The sequence below is a fragment of the Streptomyces sp. NBC_00637 genome, from assembly GCF_045161545.1.
Lineage (GTDB): Bacteria > Actinomycetota > Actinomycetes > Streptomycetales > Streptomycetaceae > Streptomyces.
In genome coordinates this window covers 4,440,509-4,462,003 of the sequence record NZ_CP109046.1, presented here as the reverse complement: position 1 = coordinate 4,462,003, position 21,495 = coordinate 4,440,509, and the positions used below count along the sequence as shown (strand labels likewise).

General features: G+C 71.3%; 18 protein-coding genes and 3 tRNA genes. 10 read left to right on the top strand and 11 right to left on the bottom strand.

Annotation, left to right across the window (positions count from 1 at the left end):
* The first annotated feature begins 155 nt into the window (after positions 1–155).
* Together OG440_RS19580 and OG440_RS19575 are read left to right on the top strand one after the other, a co-directional pair.
* Positions 156–1,256, top strand: coding sequence for a Leu/Phe/Val dehydrogenase (locus OG440_RS19580; RefSeq protein ID WP_406008100.1), 1,101 nt, complete (start codon positions 156–158; stop codon positions 1,254–1,256).
* 310 nt (positions 1,257–1,566) lie between these two features.
* Positions 1,567–1,827 carry a DUF3073 domain-containing protein gene (locus tag OG440_RS19575; protein WP_020131270.1) on the top strand — a complete coding sequence of 87 codons (261 nt, stop codon included), beginning with the start codon at positions 1,567–1,569 and terminating at the stop codon, positions 1,825–1,827.
* A 102-nt stretch (positions 1,828–1,929) separates the two neighbouring features.
* On the opposite strand, the gene purM is transcribed toward OG440_RS19575, so the two are convergent.
* From purM to purS, 7 genes are all read right to left on the bottom strand, one after another.
* Positions 1,930–3,021 carry a phosphoribosylformylglycinamidine cyclo-ligase gene (gene purM / locus OG440_RS19570; protein WP_406008099.1) on the bottom strand — a complete coding sequence of 364 codons (1,092 nt, stop codon included), beginning with the start codon at positions 3,019–3,021 and terminating at the stop codon, positions 1,930–1,932.
* Positions 3,022–3,072: 51 nt separating this feature from the next.
* Positions 3,073–4,599 (bottom strand): amidophosphoribosyltransferase, encoded by a 1,527-nt coding sequence (gene purF / locus OG440_RS19565; protein WP_307164159.1) that lies wholly within the window; start codon positions 4,597–4,599, stop codon positions 3,073–3,075.
* A gap of 254 nt (positions 4,600–4,853) precedes the next feature.
* Positions 4,854–5,345, bottom strand: coding sequence for an META domain-containing protein (locus OG440_RS19560; protein WP_406008098.1), 492 nt, complete (start codon positions 5,343–5,345; stop codon positions 4,854–4,856).
* 49 nt (positions 5,346–5,394) lie between these two features.
* Positions 5,395–6,192: a sterol carrier family protein gene (locus OG440_RS19555; protein WP_406008097.1), complete on the bottom strand. Its 798-nt coding sequence runs from the start codon at positions 6,190–6,192 to the stop codon at positions 5,395–5,397.
* A 182-nt stretch (positions 6,193–6,374) separates the two neighbouring features.
* Positions 6,375–8,633, bottom strand: coding sequence for a phosphoribosylformylglycinamidine synthase subunit PurL (gene purL, locus OG440_RS19550; RefSeq protein WP_406008096.1), 2,259 nt, complete (start codon positions 8,631–8,633; stop codon positions 6,375–6,377).
* Positions 8,630–9,310 (bottom strand): phosphoribosylformylglycinamidine synthase subunit PurQ, encoded by a 681-nt coding sequence (gene purQ / locus OG440_RS19545; RefSeq protein ID WP_406008095.1) that lies wholly within the window; start codon positions 9,308–9,310, stop codon positions 8,630–8,632. The genes purL and purQ overlap by 4 nt, the downstream gene beginning before the upstream one ends.
* Positions 9,307–9,579, bottom strand: coding sequence for a phosphoribosylformylglycinamidine synthase subunit PurS (purS, locus tag OG440_RS19540; protein WP_020131278.1), 273 nt, complete (start codon positions 9,577–9,579; stop codon positions 9,307–9,309). Before purS ends, purQ begins: the two co-directional genes overlap by 4 nt.
* Positions 9,580–9,942: 363 nt before the next feature.
* Between purS and OG440_RS19535 the strand changes: the two genes are divergently transcribed.
* The 8 genes from OG440_RS19535 to OG440_RS19500 all read left to right on the top strand — a co-directional run bounded on the left by OG440_RS19535 (position 9,943) and on the right by OG440_RS19500 (position 14,626).
* The gene (locus tag OG440_RS19535) at positions 9,943–10,260 is read left to right on the top strand and encodes an Lsr2 family protein (RefSeq protein WP_406008094.1); all 318 of its coding nucleotides are present in this window, start codon (positions 9,943–9,945) and stop codon (positions 10,258–10,260) included.
* A 153-nt stretch (positions 10,261–10,413) separates the two neighbouring features.
* A tRNA-Gly gene (locus OG440_RS19530) sits at positions 10,414–10,485 on the top strand.
* A gap of 80 nt (positions 10,486–10,565) precedes the next feature.
* A tRNA-Gly gene (locus OG440_RS19525) sits at positions 10,566–10,638 on the top strand.
* Positions 10,639–10,840: 202 nt separating this feature from the next.
* A complete protein-coding gene (locus OG440_RS19520; RefSeq protein ID WP_406008093.1) occupies positions 10,841–11,794 on the top strand; it encodes an ABC transporter ATP-binding protein in 954 nt (317 codons plus the stop codon).
* Entirely contained in the window at positions 11,791–12,606 is an 816-nt protein-coding gene (locus tag OG440_RS19515; protein ID WP_406008092.1) for an ABC transporter permease, read from the top strand. The genes OG440_RS19520 and OG440_RS19515 overlap by 4 nt, the downstream gene beginning before the upstream one ends.
* Before the next feature lie 62 nt (positions 12,607–12,668).
* The gene (locus tag OG440_RS19510) at positions 12,669–13,922 is read left to right on the top strand and encodes a sensor histidine kinase (protein WP_406008091.1); all 1,254 of its coding nucleotides are present in this window, start codon (positions 12,669–12,671) and stop codon (positions 13,920–13,922) included.
* Entirely contained in the window at positions 13,919–14,527 is a 609-nt protein-coding gene (locus OG440_RS19505; protein ID WP_406008090.1) for a response regulator, read from the top strand. Before OG440_RS19510 ends, OG440_RS19505 begins: the two co-directional genes overlap by 4 nt.
* A gap of 23 nt (positions 14,528–14,550) precedes the next feature.
* Positions 14,551–14,626: transfer RNA gene (locus OG440_RS19500), tRNA-Gly, on the top strand.
* Between the two features lie 37 nt (positions 14,627–14,663).
* Here the strand turns inward: OG440_RS19500 and OG440_RS19495 are convergent.
* From OG440_RS19495 to purD, 4 genes are all read right to left on the bottom strand, one after another.
* Positions 14,664–15,563: a phosphoribosylaminoimidazolesuccinocarboxamide synthase gene (locus tag OG440_RS19495; protein ID WP_406008089.1), complete on the bottom strand. Its 900-nt coding sequence runs from the start codon at positions 15,561–15,563 to the stop codon at positions 14,664–14,666.
* Positions 15,564–15,713: 150 nt separating this feature from the next.
* Positions 15,714–17,225: a N,N-dimethylformamidase beta subunit family domain-containing protein gene (locus OG440_RS19490; RefSeq protein ID WP_406008088.1), complete on the bottom strand. Its 1,512-nt coding sequence runs from the start codon at positions 17,223–17,225 to the stop codon at positions 15,714–15,716.
* Positions 17,226–17,516: 291 nt separating this feature from the next.
* Positions 17,517–19,847, bottom strand: a complete 2,331-nt coding sequence (locus tag OG440_RS19485) for a hypothetical protein (RefSeq protein WP_406011396.1) — start codon at positions 19,845–19,847, stop codon at positions 17,517–17,519.
* 360 nt (positions 19,848–20,207) lie between these two features.
* Complete coding sequence (gene purD / locus OG440_RS19480) at positions 20,208–21,470, bottom strand: phosphoribosylamine--glycine ligase (protein WP_406008087.1); 1,263 nt, start codon at positions 21,468–21,470, stop codon at positions 20,208–20,210.
* Between the last annotated feature and the right edge of the window lie 25 nt (positions 21,471–21,495).

Below are 21,495 nucleotides of genomic sequence, written 5' to 3'. Positions count from 1 at the left end.
CCCCGTGAATCGTCCCACGGCGGTACTCCGGGAGAAGGTGATCCCCCACACCACGGGATCGGCGCGCCACGCAGGCTCTACTCTCAGTCCACAGGCCCCGCCACCCTTACGGTGCCTGCGTCCCGATCGCCGCTCGATACCCGGGAGTCACCACAGTGACCGACGTTTCCGGCGCACCTGCTGATGTACTGCACACCCTGTTCCACTCGGATCAGGGCGGTCATGAGCAAGTCGTGCTCTGCCAGGACCGCGCCAGCGGCCTCAAGGCCGTCATCGCCCTCCACTCCACCGCGCTGGGCCCCGCCCTCGGCGGTACCCGCTTCTACCCGTACGCGACCGAGGCGGAGGCCGTCGCCGACGCGCTGAACCTCGCGCGCGGGATGTCGTACAAGAACGCCATGGCCGGTCTGGACCACGGCGGCGGCAAGGCCGTGATCATCGGCGATCCCGACACCATCAAGACCGAAGCGCTGCTGCTCGCGTACGGCCGGTTCGTGGCCTCGCTCGGCGGGCGGTACGTGACCGCCTGCGACGTCGGCACCTACGTCGCCGACATGGACGTCGTGGCGCGCGAGTGCCGCTGGACGACCGGGCGCTCGCCGGAGAACGGCGGGGCGGGCGACTCGTCCGTGCTGACCGCCTTCGGCGTCTACCAGGGCATGCGGGCCTCCGCCCAGCATCTGTGGGGCGACCCGTCGCTGCGGGGCCGTACGGTCGGGATCGCGGGCGTCGGCAAGGTCGGCCACCACCTGGTGGAACACCTGCTGGCGGAAGGCGCCCGGGTCGTGATCACGGACGTGCGCCGGGAAGCCGTCCGGCGGATCGCCGACAAGCACCCCTCGGTGGGCGTGGTCGCCGATACCGAGCGGCTGATCCGGACCGACGGGCTCGACATCTACGCGCCGTGCGCGCTCGGCGGTGCGCTGAGCGACGACTCCGTGCCGGTGCTGACGGCCAAGATCGTCTGCGGCGCGGCCAACAACCAGCTCGCCCACCCGGGTGTGGAGAAGGACCTCGCCGACCGCGGGATCCTCTACGCGCCGGACTACGTGGTGAACGCCGGCGGCGTCATCCAGGTCGCCGACGAACTGCACGGCTTCGACTTCGAGCGGTGCAAGGCGAAGGCGGCGAAGATCTTCGACACCACGCTCGCCATCTTCGCTCGTGCGAAGGCGGACGGGATTCCGCCGGCCGCTGCGGCCGACAGGATCGCCGAGCAGCGGATGCATGAGGCCGCTCAGGCGCGCGGCTGGTGACCCTCGCGTAGGGCTCCGCGGCGACCCGTCCGCGGGTTTCGGCGGTACCGCCGGGTGGAAAGTTGGAGAGAACTCTCACCCTTCCCGGCGGGTCGGCCGCCGATAAGTGGTTAAAATCGCCACTGACCAGCGAGGACGGGGCAACCCCAAGGTGCTGCGCACACGCGCGTGCTACGGGCGACGTACCGTACGGGCGTGGGCTCAGGTACCGTGGGAGCCCTACGGCGGGCTCTCCACGGAGAGGCCGTTCTGGATCATGAACGCGTGTCAACCTGGGGCCGTCGAGCCCCGTCGTTGAGGGGGTCGAGCCATGGGGCGCGGCCGGGCCAAGGCCAAGCAAGCGAAGGTCGCCCGCCAGCTGAAGTACAACAGCGGCGGGACAGATCTCTCACGCCTGGCCGAAGAGCTGGGCGCATCGCCATCGAATATTCCGCCGAATGGTGAGCCATTCGAGGACGATGACGATGACGATGAGCAAGACGACGACCCGTACGCACGGTACGCCGAGCTGTACGGGGACGACGACGAGGATGACGGCGAGGACTCCTCGCAACACCGTCGCGGCGCTTGACCTTGTACTGAGCACCCGCCCGGTCGGTGACTTCGGTCACCGACCGGGTCTTGTGCTGTCCGTACGGTCACGGGCCCGTCCGGTGCCGGGCCCGCCCGGTTCTCAGCCGGCGTAGTCCCCGACCAGCTCCGCGCCGGTCGGGTGCTCGCCGCGTTCGGTGATCTCACCGGCGACCCAGGCCTCCACGCCGCGGTCCGCGAGCGTCGCCAGGGCCACGTCCGTCGACTCCTCGGGCACGATCGCCATCATGCCGACGCCCATGTTCAGCGTCTTCTCCAGCTCCAGGCGCTCCACGGAGCCGGTCCTGCCGACCAGGTCGAAGATCGGGGCCGGGGTCCAGGTGGAGCGCTCCACGACGGCGTGCAGCCCGTCCGGGATCACCCGGGCCAGGTTGGCCGCGAGGCCTCCGCCGGTGATGTGCGAGAAGGCGTGGACGTCCGTCGTGCGGGTGAGCGCCAGACAGTCCAGCGAGTAGATCTTGGTGGGCTCCAAGAGCTCTTCGCCGAGGGTGCGGCCCAGTTCGTCGATCCGCGCCTCCAGGGACAGCCCGGCCTGCTTGAGCAGGACGTGCCGGACCAGGGAGTACCCGTTCGAGTGGAGGCCGGAGGCCGCCATGGCGATCACCGTGTCACCCGTGCGGATACGATCCGGGCCGAGCAGCCGGTCGGCCTCCACGACGCCCGTACCGGCGCCGGCCACGTCGAAGTCGTCCTCGCCCAGCAGACCCGGGTGCTCGGCCGTCTCGCCGCCGACCAGGGCGCAGCCGGCGAGCACACAGCCCTCGGCGATGCCCTTGACGATGGCGGCGACCCGCTCGGGGTGGACCTTGCCGACGCAGATGTAGTCGGTCATGAACAGCGGTTCGGCGCCGCACACCACGATGTCGTCCATGACCATGGCGACCAGGTCGTGACCGATGGTGTCGTACACACCGAGCTGACGGGCGACGTCGACCTTGGTGCCGACGCCGTCCGTGGCGGAGGCGAGCAGCGGGCGCTCGAAACGCTTGAGGGCGGAGGCGTCGAAGAGGCCGGCGAAGCCGCCGAGGCCGCCGAGGACCTCGGGGCGCTGCGTCTTCCTCACCCACTCCTTCATCAGCTCGACGGCGCGGTCGCCCGCCTCGATGTCGACTCCGGCGGCCGCGTAGGACGCACCGGAAGCACTGCCCGTCGCCGTAGGGGACTGATCAGACACAGAAGACATTGCCTGGGATCTTTCGGGTTGGTGAAACGGGGCTCTGCGGCGTTACGGGCGACGGATGGCGTCAGCCGCGGCCGTGGCTGCGGGACCCGCGGCCAGCTCGGTCTCCAGGAGCTGCTTGCCGAGCAGCTCGGGGTCCGGGAGATCCATCGGGTACTCGCCGTCGAAGCAGGCGCGGCAGAGGTTCGGCTTGGCGATGGTGGTCGCCTCGATCATGCCGTCGATGGAGATATAGGAGAGGGAGTCGGCGCCCAGGGAGGTGCCGATCTCGTCGATGGTCATGCCGTTGGCGATGAGCTCCGCGCGCGTGGCGAAGTCGATGCCGAAGAAGCAGGGCCACTTGACGGGCGGCGAGGAGATCCGGATGTGGACCTCGGCCGCGCCGGCCTCCCGGAGCATGCGGACCAGGGCCCGCTGGGTGTTGCCGCGCACGATCGAGTCGTCGACCACGACCAGCCGCTTGCCCTTGATGACTTCCTTCAGCGGGTTCAGCTTCAGGCGGATACCGAGCTGGCGGATGGTCTGCGAGGGCTGGATGAACGTCCGGCCGACGTAGGCGTTCTTCACGAGGCCGGCGCCGAAGGGGATGCCGGAGGCCTCCGCGTAACCGATGGCGGCGGGGGTGCCGGACTCCGGGGTCGCTATCACCAGGTCGGCGTCGACCGGCGCTTCCTTGGCCAGCTTGCGGCCCATCTCCACGCGGGAGAGGTACACGTTCCGGCCGGCGATGTCGGTGTCCGGGCGCGCCAGGTACACGTACTCGAAGACGCAGCCCTTGGGCTTCGCTTCCGCGAACCGGGAGGTCCGCAGTCCGTTCTCGTCGATGGCGATGAACTCGCCCGGCTCGATCTCACGGACGTAGGCGGCGCCGCAGATGTCGAGGGCGGCGGACTCGGAGGCGACCACCCAGCCGCGCTCCAGGCGGCCGAGGACCAGCGGGCGGATGCCCTGCGGGTCGCGGCCCGCGTAGAGGGTGTGCTCGTCCATGAAGACGAGCGAGAAGGCGCCCTTGACCTGCGGGAGGACCTGGTGGGCCGCCTCCTCGATGGTCAGCGGCTTGCCGTCCTCGTCGACCTGGGCCGCGAGCAGCGCGGTGAGCAGGTCGGTGTCGTTGGTCGCCGCGACGCGCGGACTGCGGCCTTCCTGCTTGGGCAGGTCGGCGACCATCTCGGCGAGCTGGGCGGTGTTGACGAGGTTGCCGTTGTGGCCGAGCGCGATCGAGCCGTGCGCGGTGGCACGGAACGTCGGCTGGGCGTTCTCCCACACGGAGGCGCCGGTGGTCGAGTAGCGGGCGTGTCCGACCGCGATATGACCCTGGAGCGAACCGAGCGAGGTCTCGTCGAAGACCTGGGACACGAGGCCCATGTCCTTGAAGACGAGGATCTGGGAGCCGTTGCTTACCGCGATCCCCGCGGATTCCTGACCCCGATGCTGGAGGGCGTAGAGCCCGAAGTAAGTGAGCTTGGCGACCTCTTCACCGGGGGCCCAGACCCCGAAGACGCCGCAAGCGTCCTGTGGGCCTTTCTCGCCGGGGAGCAGATCATGACTGAGTCGACCGTCACCACGTGGCACGCCTCCGAGTGTAGGCGAGATCGACCACTGGTCCGAATTGGGGATACCCGCCGGTAACTCGATCACCCGCCGTTCACATACGTCATGATCGACTTATTTTCGCAGGTCAGTGGCTGGATATGGTGATCCACCAGACGGTTGGGCGGCCTCCGGGCGCGACCGCCCCGGCGCCCGCCCGGTCCGCGCGAGTGAGGTGTCGCACACCGTTGGGGCCGATGGGCGCGCTCCCCCGGGGTCGGGGGAGCGGCCGGAGGTCATTTCCTGCTCAGCAGGACCTGATCGCCGTCGGCCGTGGCGAGCGTCAGCGTGCTGCCGTCGACCTCGGTGCTGAGAGCGCCCTCGGCGAGGGTGCCGGCCAGCGTGCGCTCGAAGTCCATGGGCTGGGCGGCGCAGGCCATCCTGGTCGACCGGGCGTCGCTGAACCGGATGCTGTCGCCCTCGACGGCGGCCTTGGCGGTGAAGTTGTTGCAGCCGTAACTGCCCGCCGCCTTGCCGTCCCGGATCTCGACGTGCGCGCCGTCCGGGGCGCGATGGGTGGTGCCGTCCACGGTCACGCTGTCGACGTTCCAGCGGACACCGGTGACGGGCTGCTCGGCGCTGACCGCCCCGCTGCCGGGCTGCTCACCGTCCGCCCGCTCACTGCCGCAGGCCGCGGCGAGCGGGAGGAGCAGGACGGCCGCGGTCAGCGTCAGGCGCTGCCTGTGCGTCGTGTACGTGTGCGTAGGGCTGTGCCTCTGCCTGTACATGCCGGTTCGACGGGACAGGTGGGGCGGTCGGTTCCACCTGGGGTCGGATTCAGGACATCAGGGGCAGCAGCGCCGTGAGGTCGGCCCGCTCGCCGCTCGCCGCGACCTTCGCCTGTGCGACGGCGTCCTGCCAGGTCAGACGGCCGGTCGCCAGCCGGATCCAGGTCAGCGGGTCCGTCTCGACGACATTGGGCGGGGTGCCCCGGGTATGCCGGGGTCCCTCGACGCACTGGACCACGGCGAACGGCGGGATCCGCACTTCCGTCGCGCCGCCGGGCGCCCGGGCGGCGAGGGCGTCGGCGAGGAGCCGGGTGGCGGCGGCGAGCGCCTGCCGGTCGTAGGGGATGTCCAGGCCGGGGACGGCGGCGTTCAGGTCGTCGGTGTGGACGACGAGTTCGACGGTCCGGGTGACGAGATAGTCGGCGAGGGTCATCGCGCCGGTGCGGGTGGCGAGGAGGCGGTTGCCGGGGGCGGTGGCGAGGTCCTCGGCGACGCGCTCCTCGGTACGGGCGAACAGGGCGTTCAGATCGGGGTGCGCCGCGGCCAGGTCCCGGGTGCCGTCGGAGATGTCGGCGGCCCGGGACGCGGTGGCGAACGGCCACTCGAGGAGCGTGAGCGCCGCCTTCGGCGGCTCGTCCCGGTCCAGGTTGCGGCTGACGGTGGCCACCGCCATGGTCACGTGCGCGGCCAGGTCCCGCACGCTCCAGCCCGCGAGCCGGGTGGGCAGCGCGAGCTGCTCGGGGCCGAGACCGGCCACCGCCCGCCGCACGTTCGCGAACTGCGCGGCGACCGCCGCACGGATCTTGGCGGGGTCGTACGCGCGCGTGCGTTTCCTGGCCGGAGGCATGGCGGTGAGCCTAGTGGCCGCCTGTGACAACCGGGGCCCTGCCCGTCCGGCGCGTACTGGCGCGCGGGGCCCTGCGCGGACCCTTGTGCGCGCGACCTGGTGCGCGGCCTCGCGACGGTACGACGAAGGCCCCGCCCGGGGGAACGGGCGGGGCCTTCACCGGCGGACAGGTGCCGCCGCACTTACGCGAGCAGCGCCGGGATGGTCTCCTCGTGAGCCTTGCGCAGCTCCTCGAGGGACAGCTCGAACTCGCCCTGGAGCTCGACCGAGTCACCGTCCACGACACCGATGCGGGTGACGGGCAGGCCGCGCGCCCCGCACATGTCGTTGAAGCGGAGCTCCTCGGAGCGCGGGACGGCCACCACGGCACGGCCCGCCGACTCGGAGAAGAGCAGGGTGAAGGCGTCGAGCCCGTCCGGTACGACCAGCCGCGCGCCCTTGCCGCCGAGCAGCGCCGACTCGACGACCGCCTGGATCAGACCGCCGTCGGACAGGTCGTGCGCGGCGTCGATCATGCCGTCGCGGGAGGCGGAGATCAGGATCTCGCCGAGCAGCCGCTCGCGCTCCAGGTCGACCTTCGGGGGCAGCCCGCCGAGGTGGTCGTGGACGACCTGCGACCAGGCCGAACCGCCGAACTCCTCACGGGTGTCGCCGAGGAGGTAGAGCAGCTGGCCCTCCTCCTGGAAGGCGACGGGCGTGCGGCGCGCGACATCGTCGATCACACCGAGCACGGCCACCACGGGGGTGGGATGGATGGCCACGTCACCGGTCTGGTTGTAGAGGGAGACGTTGCCGCCGGTCACCGGGGTGCCCAGCTGTTGGCAGGCGTCGGCCAGACCGCGGATGGCCTCCGCGAACTGCCACATCACCGCCGGGTCCTCGGGCGAACCGAAGTTCAGGCAGTCGGAGACGGCGAGCGGCTTGGCGCCGGTCGTCGCCACGTTCCGGTAGGCCTCGGAGAGGGCCAGCTGCGCGCCCGCGTACGGGTCGAGCTTGGCGTACCGGCCGTTGCCGTCGGTCGCGATGGCGACGCCGAGGCCGGTCTCCTCGTCGATCCGGATCATGCCGGAGTCCTCGGGCTGGGCGAGGACGGTGTTGCCCTGCACGAAGTGGTCGTACTGCGAGGTGATCCACTTCTTGGACGCCTGGTTGGGCGAGGCGACCAGCTTGAGCACCTGGTCCTTGAGCTCGGCGCCGGTGGTGGGCCGGGCGAGCTTGTTGGCGTCGTCCGCCTGGAGGGCGTCCTGCCACTCCGGGCGGGCGTAGGGGCGCTCGTAGACCGGGCCGTCGTGGGCCACGGTCCGCGGGTCGACGTCGACGATCTTGCCGCCGTGCCAGAAGATCTCGAGGCGGTCGCCGTCGGTCACCTCACCGATCACGGTCGCGATGACGTCCCACTTGTCGCAGATCTCCAGGAACCGGTCGACCTTCGACGGCTCGACGACCGCGCACATGCGCTCCTGCGACTCGCTCATGAGGATTTCCTCGGGCGAGAGCGTGGAGTCGCGCAGCGGTACGTCGTCCAGGGTGACCCGCATGCCGCCTGAGCCGTTGGAGGCCAGCTCGGACGTGGCGCAGGACAGCCCGGCCGCGCCGAGGTCCTGGATGCCGACGACCAGCTTCTCCTTGAAGGCCTCCAGGGTGCACTCGATGAGGAGCTTCTCCTGGAAGGGGTCGCCGACCTGCACGGCCGGACGCTTCGACGGCTTGGCGTCGTCGAAGGTCTCGGAGGCGAGGATCGACGCGCCGCCGATGCCGTCGCCGCCGGTCCGGGCTCCGTAGAGGATGACCTTGTTGCCGGTGCCCGAGGCCTTCGCGAGGTGGATGTCCTCGTGCCGCATCACGCCGATCGCACCGGCGTTGACCAGCGGGTTGCCCTGGTAGCAGGCGTCGAAGACGACCTCGCCGCCGATGTTCGGCAGGCCCAGGCAGTTGCCGTAGCCGCCGATGCCGGCGACGACGCCCGGCAGGACGCGCTTGGTGTCGGGGTGGTCGGCGGCGCCGAAGCGCAGTGGGTCCACGACCGCGACCGGACGCGCGCCCATCGCGATGATGTCGCGGACGATGCCGCCCACGCCCGTGGCCGCGCCCTGGTAGGGCTCGACGTACGAGGGGTGGTTGTGCGACTCGACCTTGAAGGTGACCGCGTAGCCCTGGCCGACGTCGACGACGCCCGCGTTCTCACCGATGCCGACGAGCAGGGCGTCGGACTGGGGGGCCTTCTCGCCGAACTGGCGGAGGTGGACCTTGGAGGACTTGTACGAGCAGTGCTCGGACCACATGACGGAGTACATGGCGAGCTCGGCGCCGGTGGGACGGCGGCCGAGGATCTCGACGACGCGCTCGTACTCGTCCTTCTTCAGACCGAGTTCGGCCCAGGGCAGCTCGACGTCGGGGGTCTCGGCCGCGTGCTCGACCGTGTCCAGAGGCGTCCGGCTCATGCGTTGACCAGCTTCTTGAGGATCGAGGTGAAGAACGGGAGACCGTCGGTGCGGCCCGACCCGACGAGGGGCTCGACGGCGTGCTCCGGGTGCGGCATGAGGCCCACGACGTTGCCCGCCGCGTTGGTGATGCCGGCGATGTCACGGAGGCTGCCGTTGGGGTTGACGTCCAGGTAGCGGAAGACGACCCGGCCCTCGGCCTCGAGCTGGTCGAGGGTGTACTCGTCGGCCACGTACCGGCCGTCCATGTTCTTCAGCGGGATGTGGATCTCCTGGCCCGCCTCGTAGTCGGCGGTCCAGGCGGTGTCCGCGTTCTCCACCCGCAGCTTCTGGTCGCGGCAGATGAAGTGGAGGTGGTCGTTGCCGAGCATCCCGCCGGGAAGCAGGTGGGCCTCCGTGAGGATCTGGAAGCCGTTGCAGATACCGAGGACCGGAAGACCGGCCTTCGCCTGCTCGATGACGGTCTCCATCACCGGCGAGAAGCGGGAGATGGCTCCGGCGCGCAGATAGTCGCCGTAGGAGAAACCGCCGGGCAGCACCACGGCGTCCACCTGATGGAGGTTCTTGTCCTTGTGCCAGAGAGCGACCGGTTCGGCACCCGCGAGCCTGATCGCACGCTGAGTGTCCCGATCGTCGAGGCTGCCCGGGAAAGTGACGACGCCAATACGAGCGGTCACTTCGCGGCCCCCGCGACGGCTTCTTCCGACTCGACCTTGACGGTGAAGTCCTCGATCACGGTGTTCGCGAGGAAGGATTCCGCAAGATCGTGGATGCGGGCGAGGGCGGCCTCGTCGACCGGCCCGTCAACTTCCAGTTCGAATCGCTTTCCCTGACGTACGTCGGAGATGCCTTCGAAACCCAGCCGCGGCAGTGCGCGCTGCACCGCCTGGCCCTGGGGGTCGAGGATCTCCGGCTTGAGCATGACGTCGACTACGACGCGTGCCACTGGCACTCCCGGTGGTGTGGTGCTGAGCAGGTGCCTGCGGGTGTCTCCAACAGGTGTCTTCAGACTACCCGTACAAAATTTCTACGCGGGTAGAGTTGTAGGAAACTACGTGAGCGCCATCACGATCAGGTATCGGACCAGTGCCTTCGCGAAAATTTCAGGGAAAGATCCGGGGTGCGCCAACGTTCCCTATTGCCCTGGGACACGCGGGCAGATTTAGTCGAGCTTCACATTGCAATGCCGGGCACTGTACAAATGAAATAGCAATAGCCGATACTTTGCCCCATAACAGGCGGACAGTCGACATCTCCGTGACGTCTTGGCACGTCATCGCAGAGCTGTCGCACGAAGGGACCGATATTCGTGGCGCAGAAGGTCGTGGTCACTCTCTTTGACGACATCGACGGCTCGGAAGCGGCGGAAACGATCGCCTTCGGGCTCGACGGCAAGTCGTACGAGATCGACCTGAATGAAGCCAATGCCAAGAAACTGCGTAAGGCTCTCGCGCCCTACGTCGACGCCGGCCGCAAGCGGTCGAGGTCCGGCAAGGCATACCGCCAGACGGAGGTCGCCCCCGACCCCGCGGCCGTCCGGGCCTGGGCCCAGGCCAACAAGCTGGACGTACCGGCGCGCGGCCGTATCCCCAAGAAGGTCTACGAGGCGTTCACCGACGCGCAGTGAGCCGCGCCGGGTGAGCGGCTCCCCGTGAGCCGCGGTCCGACGGCCGGTCACCGGCCCCTCGAACGTACCGACTTGCGCTGCACCCCTCCTGGTCAGCTAGAGTCTGGAGCACGCCGAGGGGCAAGGCCGAAAAGCCCAGCTCACGGAGTACATGCGGGTGTAGTTCAGTAGTAGAACATCCCCCTTCCAGGGGGAAGGCGCAGTGTGCGATCCCTGTCACCCGCTCTGCATGACCTGTCTGGCCACTGTCGTGGATCAGGTAGGGTGGTGCTCGCGCCGATCGGTGAAAGCCGGTCGGAGGCAATGCGGACGTAGCTCAGTTGGTAGAGCGCAACCTTGCCAAGGTTGAGGTCGCGAGTTCGAGCCTCGTCGTCCGCTCGGGAATCAGACCCCGGTCCAATGGACCGGGGTCTTTTCGTGTGCCCAGGGCGGGTTCTCCAGCGTGTTCCCCGAGCATGCGTCCCGGGCCGGGTGCGCGAGGCGGGCGGGTACGTGACGCGGGTGTCCGTCTGACATTTGTCATTGGGAGTGGTGACACCTCGCACTGCTGCCGGCCCCCGCCCGCGGGGAGGCTTGAGGCATGGACACGAATGAACACGTGATTGAGGTCACCGACCTCCGGCGTGTGTACGGGGGCGGGTTCGAAGCGGTCCGTGGGGTCTCCTTCCACGTCGACCGCGGTGAGATCTTCGCGCTGCTCGGCACCAACGGCGCCGGAAAGACATCGACGGTCGAGTTGCTGGAGGGGCTCGCGCGCCCCGACGGCGGCCGGATCAGAGTCCTGGGCCACGATCCGTACTCCGAGCGGGCCGCCGTGCGGCCGCGGACCGGCGTGATGCTCCAGGAGGGCGGCTTCCCCTCCGAGCTGACCGTCGCCGAGACCGCACGGATGTGGGCCGGCTGCGTGAGCGGCGCCCGCCCGGTCGAGGAGGCGCTGGCCCTGGTCGGGCTGACCCGACGGGCCGACGTCCGGGTCAAGCAGCTGTCGGGGGGCGAGCGGCGGCGCCTGGACCTGGCGCTCGCGGTCCTCGGGGAGCCCGAGGTGCTGTTCCTGGACGAGCCGACCACCGGCCTGGACGCCGAGGGCCGCCGGGACACCTGGGACCTGGTGCGCGCCCTGCGCGACGCCGGTACGACGGTGCTGCTGACCACCCATTACCTGGAGGAGGCGGAGAACCTCGCCGACCGGCTGGCCATCCTCCACGAGGGCCGTACAGCGGCCGCCGGGACCCCGGCCGAGGTGACCGGCGCCCAGCCGTCACGCATCACCTTCGAACTGCCCGAGGGGTACTTCGTGGGCGATCTGCCCCCGCTGGGCGAACTCGGTGTGTGTGGTCACGAGGTCGACGGGCGCGTCATACGGCTGCGCACCCGGGAGCTCCAGCGGGCGGCGACCGGGCTCCTGGTGTGGGCCGAGCGGAACCAGGTCGCGCTGCGGAGGCTGGACGTGCGGTCGGCCTCGTTGGAGGAGGCGTTCCTGGGAATCGCCCGGGAGGCGTCGGACAGCGACGAGATCGAGGAGGTCGCGGCATGAGCGGGGCGACGGTGAAGGACGCGGCCACCCGTGCGGGCGGCCGTCCGGTCACGACTCCCGCGAGCCGGATGGCCGCCCTCGCACGCGCCGAGCTGACGCTGCTCGGGCGGAGCAAGAGCACGATCATCGCGGCCGTGTTCGTGCCGCTGGTGCTGCCGGTGAGCCTGGCGTCGGTGGTCGAGGACATGAACGTGGAGGACGAGGGGCTCGGCGTCGGCCTGGTGCTGCTGCCCGCCGCGATCGGCTTCTCGCTGCTGTTCGGGGTGTACTCGGCGCTGGCGGCCATCTACACCGCCCGGCGCGAGGAGCTCGTGCTGAAGCGGCTGCGTACCGGTGAGCTGCGGGACCCGGAGATCCTCGGCGGGGCGGCGCTGCCCGTCGTCGTCACGGGGCTGGTGCAGTCCCTGGTGCTGGTGGCCGGCACCACCCTCCTGCTCGACGTACCGGCTCCCGAGGCGCCCTATCTCGCCGTCCTGGGGCTGCTGTTGGGCCTGGCGATGTGTGCGGCCCTCGCCGCCGTCACGGCGACGGTGACCCGGACCGTGGAGAGCGCGCAGGTCACCACGATGCCCATGGTGCTCGTGTCGATGATGGGCTCCGGCGTGACCGTCCCGCTGGAGCTGCTGCCCGACCGGCTCGCCTCGTTCTGTGAACTGCTGCCGCTCACCCCGGTGATCACCCTGATACGCGGCGGCTGGACCGGAAGCCTGTCGGTGTACGAGGCCCTGGGAGCTCTGGCGACCGCACTGGCCTGGACCCTGCTGGCGGTGTTTGCTGTACGGCGGTGGTTCCGATGGGAGCCCCGGCGCTGACCCGCCCGGAGGGGACCGGGACGAGCGGGGATCGTGGTGGGCCGAACGGTAGGGGGACAAGGATGTTGGGCCTCATTCGGGGGTGGCAGCGGCGTCACTGGCGGGACCGCAGCAAGGCCGAGCGGGTCGAGCTGCAGACCCTGGGCACCTGGTACTTCACCACCTGGTTCTTCTCCTTCGCCTGGCTCGCGCTGCCCTTGGTGGGCGGGTTGGAGCGACGCCCCGGGTCGCTGCTCGTCGGAGGGCTGCTCCTGCTGGTGGGCGCCCTGCAGTGCGCCGAGGCGAACCGGCTGACGCGGCCCGTTCTGGACCACTATCTGCGCCGGACCGGGCTCCCGCCCCGCGCCCTGTATCCGGCGGGCGTGCTGCTGGCCCTCGGACTGGCGCTGGCCCTGGTGCTCACCGCGGTGGGCGGCGCCGATCCGGTGACGACCAGGCTCTGTATAGGAGCCATGCTGCTGCCCTTCGGGATGCTCTACGGACTCGTGGTGTCCATCCGGCGGTTCCTGCGGCACTCCGCTCTGCTCGCGGTGGTTCTCATGGCGGCGTTCGGCTGGGCGGAACCCGGTGCGGCGGGGATCTTCATGGTCGGATTCCTGACCGCCTTCGCGACCTGCTTCTCGCTGTTCGCCTGCCGTTGCAGCGCCTGGAACCTGGCGGTGCTGTGGGAGGCGGACCGGGCCGGGGAGGTCGAGGCCCGGCTCGCCGTCGCCGAGGAGCGGCTGCGGTTCGGACGGGATCTGCACGACGTGATGGGGCGGAACCTGGCGGTGATCGCCCTGAAGAGCGAGCTGGCCGTGCAGCTCGCCAGGCGTGGCCGGCCCGAGGCCGTGGAGCAGATGATCGAGGTCCAGCGGATAGCGCAGGATTCGCAGCGGGAGGTGCGCGCTGTCGTGCGGGGCTACCGCGAGGTGGACCTCGGGGTCGAACTGGCGGGGGCGCAAGGGGTGCTGAGGGCGGCCGGGATCGCCTGCGAGGTGAGCGGGGAGACCGGTGGCCTGCCCGCTCAGGTGCAGTCGGCGCTCGGCTGGGTGGTGCGGGAGACCACCACCAACGTGCTGCGGCACGGAGACGCCGGGCGTTGCTCGGTGGTGTTGCGGATGCCGGAGGGACGCGTGGTGCTGACGGTGGAGAACGACGGCGCCGGATCCCCCGCCACCGACGCCGGCGACGGGTCGGGACTGACCGGGCTGCGGGAGCGGCTGCGGGGCGTCGACGGGACGCTGGAGGCCGGGTTCGTCGGAGCGGGTGTCTTCCGGGTCGTCGCCGAGGTTCCGTTGAGCGCAAACGCTGCTGTGAGAGAGGTCGCTTCATGACCGTGCGGGTACTGCTCGCCGACGACGAACATCTCATCCGGGGTGCGCTGGCCGCGCTGCTCTCCCTGGAGGACGACCTGGTGATCGTCGCCGAGGCGGCCACCGGACCGGAGGCGCTGGCGATGGCGATGGCGCACCGGCCGGACGTCGCCGTCCTGGATCTGCAGATGCCGGGCACCGACGGTGTGAACGTCGCCACATCCCTGCGCGTCGAACTGCCCGACTGCCAGGCACTGATCGTCACCAGCCACGGCCGGCCCGGACATCTCAAGCGGGCGCTCGCGGCGGGTGTGCGGGGGTTCGTCCCGAAGACGGTGAGCGCGCAGCGGCTCGCGGAGATCATCCGCACCGTGCACGCCGGGAACCGTTACGTCGACCCGGAGTTGGCCGCCGACGCGATCGCCGCCGGTGACTCGCCGCTGACCTCGCGTGAGACGGAGGTGCTCGAACTCGCCGCCGACGGGGCGCCCGTCGCGGAGATCGCCGAGCGGGCCGCGCTGTCCCAGGGGACGGTGCGGAACTATCTGTCGTCGGCCGTATCCAAACTCGGGGCGGAGAACCGGCACGCGGCGGTGCGGCTCGCCCGGGAGCGGGGTTGGGTATAGTTGGCCTCGCGCCACGGCGCAGTGCGGACGTAGCTCAGTTGGTAGAGCGCAACCTTGCCAAGGTTGAGGTCGCGAGTTCGAGCCTCGTCGTCCGCTCCATCGCAAAGGCCCCGGTCATCGACCGGGGCCTTTCGCGTCAGGTCCAGCTGGTACCCGTCAGGCGCTCGTAGGCCTCGATGTACTTCGCACGGGTCGCGTCCACGATGGGCTGCGGCAGGGGCGGCGGGGGCTGCTCACTCGCCCGGTCCCAGCCGGACTCGGCCGAGGTCAGCCAGTCACGCACGAACTGCTTGTCGTACGAGGGCTGCGCGCGGCCGGGCTGCCACTGGTCGGCAGGCCAGAAGCGGGAGGAGTCCGGGGTGAGGACCTCGTCGGCGATGACCAGGTTCTCGCCCTCGAAGCCGAACTCGAACTTGGTGTCGGCGAGGATGATGCCCCGGTCGCGGGCGATGTCGCGGGCGCGGCCGTAGACCGCGAGGGTCGCCTGGCGGAGCTGGGCGGCGGTGTCGGCGCCGACCTGGCGGGCCACCTCCTCGTAGGAGACGTTCTCGTCGTGCTCGCCGACGGCGGCCTTGGTGGCCGGGGTGAAGATCGGCGCGGGTAGTTCGCTGCCGTCGACCAGACCCTCGGGCAGGGCGAGGCCGCAGACCGTGCGGGACTCCTTGTACTCGGCGAGGCCCGAGCCGGTCAGGTAGCCGCGGGCCACGCACTCGACCGGGACCATCTGGAGCGACTTGCAGATCAGGGTGCGGCCGGCCCAGTCGGCGGGGGCGCCGGCCGGCAGTTCCGTGCTCAGGACGTGGTTCGGGACCAGGTCACGGAGTTGGTCGAACCACCACAGGGAGAGCTGGGTGAGCACCCGGCCCTTGTCGGGGATCTCGGTCGGCAGCACCCAGTCGAAGGCGGAAGTGCGGTCGCTGGCGACCATCACGAGGTCGCCCGCCTCGTTCTGGTACAGCTCGCGCACCTTGCCGGTGTGCAGATGTACCAGGCCCGGCACCTGAAGGGGCTCGGGCTTTTCTACGAATCCGGACACGGTTCCTCCCCGTGGTTCTGTCCTGGTGGGGTTGATTGTCCCGTACATCGGGATCGATCAAGGACAGCGGGTGGTGCGAGCGGGCGTACGGGCGTCGATCGGCAGGCGTACGGGCCTCGGTCGGCAGACGTACGGATGTCGGTCGCGGTGTCAGTCGCGCTTGCAGATCCGGTCCAGGAGGTTGGCCGTGGCGCGCTGGACGCGGGCGTCCACATGGCCGGGCCGGTCCAGGGCCGGGGACCAGGCGAAGGTGCCGGAGGCGAAGACCAGGGCGCCGGAGGGGGCCCGGTACAGGGAGGTCTCCTGGTGGCGGAGCACGCCCTCGCTGTCGGTGTACGGGGAGTGGGCGAGGAGTATGCGGTCCTCGTGGGGCGGGAGCGGCGTGCGCGGGAAGTAACGGTCCGCCTCGCCGGCGACCAGGTCCTCGATGCCGTCGCCGTCGCCCGCGCCGGTCGCCTCCCACAGCCAGTGGTCGGCGTTGCGGACGATCAGCGGATGCGGCTCGGGCACCCGGCCCGCGTACTGGATGCCGACCAGCTGCTGTTCGGCGCGGTCGATCTCCCGCCAGAGAACGGACTTGCCGGGTCCCTTGCGCTTGCGGCAGGTCAGCAGACGGCCCGGGACGCCGGACGGGGAGGGACCCAACTCCACCTGCCAGTAGAGGGAGTTGGCGGACAGGAAGACCAGTGAGGTGCCGCTGTCGCGGGCGAGTTCCACGGTCCGGCGCATGCTCGTCGACCAGTACTCGTCGTGGCCGGGGAAGACCAGGCCGCGGTAGCGGGTGGGGTCGATGTGACCGGCGTGCAGGTCGCGGGCGTCGGCGTAGGCGAGGTCGTAGCCGTAGCGCTCGGCCCAGCGGATGAAGTCGTAGGCGTGGCCGACGTGGAGCGGCAGGCCCGCGCCGGCGTACGGGCGGTCGAAGGAGACCGTGGTCGCGGCATCGGCCTCGCCGAGGAGCCGGCCGTCGTCGTCCCACGCGTGGTAAAGGCTGGCGCCGCTGCGGCCGTCCTCGGGGTAGAGGTTGTAGGCCTGCCAGGTCACGTCGGGGAGCAGCAGGAGCAGATCGGCCGGATGCTGGTCGCGGACCGTGAAGGGCACGTGGGAGCGGTAGCCGTCGACGGTGGTGAGGACGGCCACGTAGGCGCCGACGTTCCAGTACGACGGCACCTGTAAGCGCCAGGACAGCCACCAGTGGTGGCAGGAGACCGTACGGTCGGCGGTCAACGGCGGGGGCTGGACTATGCCGGAGAGCCGCGGGCTGGTGGTGATCTTGGCGGCGCCGTCACCGTCGTAGTGGCCGATGCGGTAGACGTCGACGCTGAATTCCTGGGGCGGGTCGACCGTGATGTGGAAGTCGACGGCCTCGCCGGGGGCGACCGCGCCGGTGGAGACGAAGCCCTTGATCTGGCGGCGCACGTCGTCGGCCGAGCGGGGGCCGCCGGTCGAGGGGGCGGTGCGGGGGGTCGGGATGCGCGGGCCGCCCCGGGTGCCGGCGGGGGCCGCGTCCACGTACCAGGGGACGACGTGCCCGGTGTCGTCGAAGTACGTCTCGCTGCCGCGCAGCCAGGGGACGGGGCCCTGTCCGAAGGGGTCCGTCACGGCGTGGGCCAGTGCTCCCGACTCCCATCGGCGGATGTGTTCCGGTCCTGGTCCGGGTCCCATGGTGCTCCCCTCCCTGTGCCCCCGCGGTGATGCGTGCGTACGCCGTACGTGACCGCCCTGCGCGTTTGTCCTATGTCGCAAGCCCTTGCCATGGGCCCGATCGGTCCCAGCACATCACATAACGCGCGCAGGCAGTCACTATTCGTTGCGAATTGGCCGAAAGTGGAATGGGGAGCTCCGTTAGGGCTTGGGGGTGCGGTGCCGGGCGTTGCGGGGGCCCTTGCCGGGGTGGCCGGGGGAGGACGGCGCGGATGACGTCGGGCATGGTCGGCGTCGGGTGATGCGGCGCGCTCAGCCGAGCCGTACCGGCTTCTCCGGGCGTATGCCGAGCTCCACGAGCCAGGTGCGCAGGGGGACCGCGTCACCGTCCTCGACGAGGCTGAGTACCCGGGGAGCCAGGTCCGCCACGCGTTCACCGTCGACCAGGAGGGTCGGGCCGTCGAGCCAGTCGAGCCCCGGAACTGCCCCTACGGTGTCCATCGCGGCGCAGCAGACCATCGCCGTGACGTGATCGGCCAGGAGCTCCCGGTCGGTGCGCGGCGGCTGGAGCGGGAACAGGGGGAGCGCGTCCTCGTCCCAGAGGGCCATGTCGGGGCCCTGGCCGGGCGCCGGGGGGCCGGCCGGAGCAGGGGGCGCCGCCGCCGCGGCAGCGGCTTCCTCCCGCCCCAGCTCGGCCCCGAGCCCGGCGGCGAGCGCCGCGCTGCGGGGGTTCGGAGGCAGGAGGTCCTCGTCATCGGCGAGGAAGACGGGCTCGGGGGCAGGGACGGGGGACGGGACAGAGGCCGCGGCGGGGCTGGTGCCGGGGGTGCCCGGGGCAGGGCTGGTGTCCGAGGGGTCCGCGGCGAGGTCGAGGCTCCGATCCAGGTCGGCACTGGTGCCGGGGGCGGGATGCTCGACGGGTGTCGATACGGCCGGGAGGCCGGTGAGGTCGGTGGGTCCCGTCGAGCCGGTCAGGCTGGTGGGCTCGGCCGGGTCGACGGGGTTCGTGAGGTCGGCGGGGCCAGCGGGACCGACGGGGTCACTGAGGCCGGCGGGCTCGGTCGGGCCGACAGAGCCTGTGGAGCCGACGGCGTCCGTGAGACCGACCGGGTCGGTCGGGCTGGCCGGGACGGCCGGATCCGCGTCGGTCAGGCCGACCTGGTCGGTCGGGCCGACAGAGCCGACGGCGTCCCTGAGGCCGACCGGGTCGGTCAGGTCGGCGGGAGTGGCGGGATCCGTGTCGGTCAGGCCGACCAGGTCGGCCGGGGCGGCGGGATCCGTGTCGGTCAGGCCGACCAGGTCGGCCGGGGCGGCGGGATCCGTGTCGGGTCGGTCTGTCGGTCTGTCGGTCAGGTGGTCCAGGACTCGGGCCAGCGTGGGGCCGCTGTGGGCGCCGGGGTGGTGGCCGCCGCGGTGGGCGGTGCCGGTCGGGTCGCCGGTGCGGCGGACGCCGAGGGTGTCGAGTACGCGGTGGAGCCGTGCCGCGTCGGTACGCCACTTGCGGTCGACCACCTCGTCCGGGTAGTCGTCCCAGGCCACTGGCGACCAGTCCGGCCCGGGGTCCGCGGGGCCGCCGTGGAAGAGGCGGGCGGCGAGCAGCGAGGCGGCCTCGTCGATCGTGCCGGGCTCTTCGAGCAGGTCACAGGCGGGGCGCTCGCCGAGGCGGGAGGTGAATCCCTCGGCCAGCCGGTCGCGCCGGGACAGCTCGGTGAGGGCGGCGACGACACCCGCGTCCAGCCGGGAGGGCCAGCGGCCCATCCGCCAGGCGGGCAGCGCCACCCGCGTCAGCAGGCGGTCCCAGCCCGCGTACGCCAGGCCCACCTGCTCCTGGGCGACGATGCGCAGCCCGTAGTCCACCGTCTGGGCCCGCTCGGAGGCCGCGGCGGCGACGCCCCGCTCCATCTCGCCGGCGTGGATCTGACAGCCGCGCAGCATCAGGCGGGCGATCCGGCCGATGCCCGAGCAGGCCGGGCGCAGCACGGGATACCGGTCTCCGCGGTAGGCGCAGACGGCCACCGCGGCGTCCAGCCCGCGCACGAAGCGCCGGGCCGCGGCTATGTCGGGGTGGGCCGAGGGTCCCGTACCGGCGACGACGGGGGCCAGCACGGCGCGCAGCTCGCCGACGCGCATCCACCACAGGAACGGGGAGCCGATGACGAGGACGGGTGCCGCCGCCGTACGGCGGTGCAGGGGGCCGTGGGAGCCGCCCGGGCCGGCTATCTCGTCTCCGCCGCGGGACGGGGCCGGGCCGTGGGCCCGGTGGGTGCGGTCCTCCAGCCAGCTGTCGCAGTCCGGCGTGAGCGCTATCGCGGAGGGCGCGGGGACGTCGAGGCGGTCGGCGAGGTCGCGGACCAGCCGGTACAGGTCGGGGGCCGCCTCCTCGGCGACGGCGACCGTGGGGCTGACCGCCGGGCGGGCGCGGGCGACGACCAGGCCGATGACGCCGGCGGCCAGCAGGACGACGAGCGCGACGGCGGACACCGCCCAGCGGGCGGCATCCCACCCCGGGCCCACGAACTGCCCGGTGGAACCGCCCGCCAGCAGGATCACCGCGGCGGCCGCGGGCAGCAGCGCGACGGCGAGCGCCCGGCTGCGGATGCGCAGCACCGCCAGTGCCCGGGCCCGCGCTGCCTGCGCGCCCATCTCCACTCCCGTACCGGTCACGACCGGACCTCACCCCCTCCCTACGGTCCTGTTTCCCCCGGCTGTCTTCGCAGTGGTCACTCCCCCACTGTGGCACCGACCACCGACATCGCAATGCCGGTGGGCCAAGTGCCGGAACGAGCACCGGAACGCTTGCGCCGCACCCTAGTTGGCGCTCCGGCCCACGTCAGCCGGATAGCTCAGCGCTCACACGATGGAATGGCTTTGGGGAAAGGTGGGCGACGGTGGGCAACGATCAGGCCCCGGGTTCCACGGGTCCTCCGTGCGGAGTTCCGTGGTGGCCCGGGGCCTGAAAGTTCCCTGCTGATACCTGCCGCCGATACCTGCCGCGGCGTGTGCCTACGCGTCTGCCGCCGCCTTCGCGGCGATGTCCCTGCGGTGCTGCGAACCGTCGAGCCCGATGCGCCCGACCGCCTTGTACGCGCGCTCGCGGGCCTCGGTGAGGTCCGTACCGGTCGCGGTGACGGTCAGCACGCGGCCGCCGGCGCTGACGACCGTGCCGCGGTCCTCACCCGCGTACTTCGTCCCGGCGTGCAGGACGTACGCGTGCGGGGCGTCCTCGGCGGCCACCTCGGCGAGCCCGGTGATCGGGTCGCCGGTGCGCGGGGCGCCGGGGTAGTTGTGCGAGGCGATGACGACGGTGACGGCCGCCTCGTCGCTCCAGCGCAGGTCCGGCAGGTCGGCGAGGTCGCCGGTGGCGGCCGCCTTCAGGACGCCGGCCAGCGGGGTCTTCAGACGGGCCAGGACGACCTGCGTCTCGGGGTCGCCGAACCGGGCGTTGAACTCGATGACCCGGACACCGCGGCTGGTGATCGCCAGGCCCGCGTAGAGCAGTCCGGAGAAGGGGGTGCCGCGGTGGCGCATCTCGTCGACGGTCGGCTGCAGAACGGTCTCCAGGACCTCCTCCACCAGCTTCGGGTCGGCCCACGGCAGCGGCGAGTAGGCGCCCATGCCGCCCGTGTTGGGGCCCTCGTCGCCGTCGAGCGCGCGCTTGAAGTCCTGGGCGGGCTGGAGCGGCACGACGCTTACGCCGTCGGTGATCGCGAAGAGGGAGACCTCCGGGCCGTCGAGGAACTCCTCGATGACGACGCGGTCGCAGCCGGCCGCGTGGGCCACGGCGGTCTCCAGGTCGTCGGTCACGACGACGCCCTTGCCGGCGGCCAGACCGTCGTCCTTGACGACGTAGGGCGCGCCGAAGGCGTCGAGGGCCTCGGCGACCTCCTCGGGGGTGGTGCAGACGTAGGAGCGCGAGGTCGGTACGCCGGCCGCGGCCATCACGTCCTTGGCGAACGCCTTGGAGCCCTCGAGCTGCGCGGCCGCCTTCGAGGGGCCGAACACCAGGATGCCCGCGGCGCGCACGGCGTCGGCGACCCCGGCGACCAGCGGCGCCTCCGGGCCTACGACGACCAGCTCGGCGCCGAGTTCGACGGCCAGCGCGGCCACGGCCTCGCCGTCCAGGGCGTCGACCCGGTGCAGCTCGGCGACCTCGGCGATGCCGGCGTTGCCGGGGGCGCAGTGCAGCGCCGTGACGGCGGGGTCGAGGGACAGGGAGCGGCACAGGGCGTGTTCGCGGGCGCCGCTGCCGATGACGAGGACGTTCACGGGGCTCAGCCTAACCGGCGGGGGC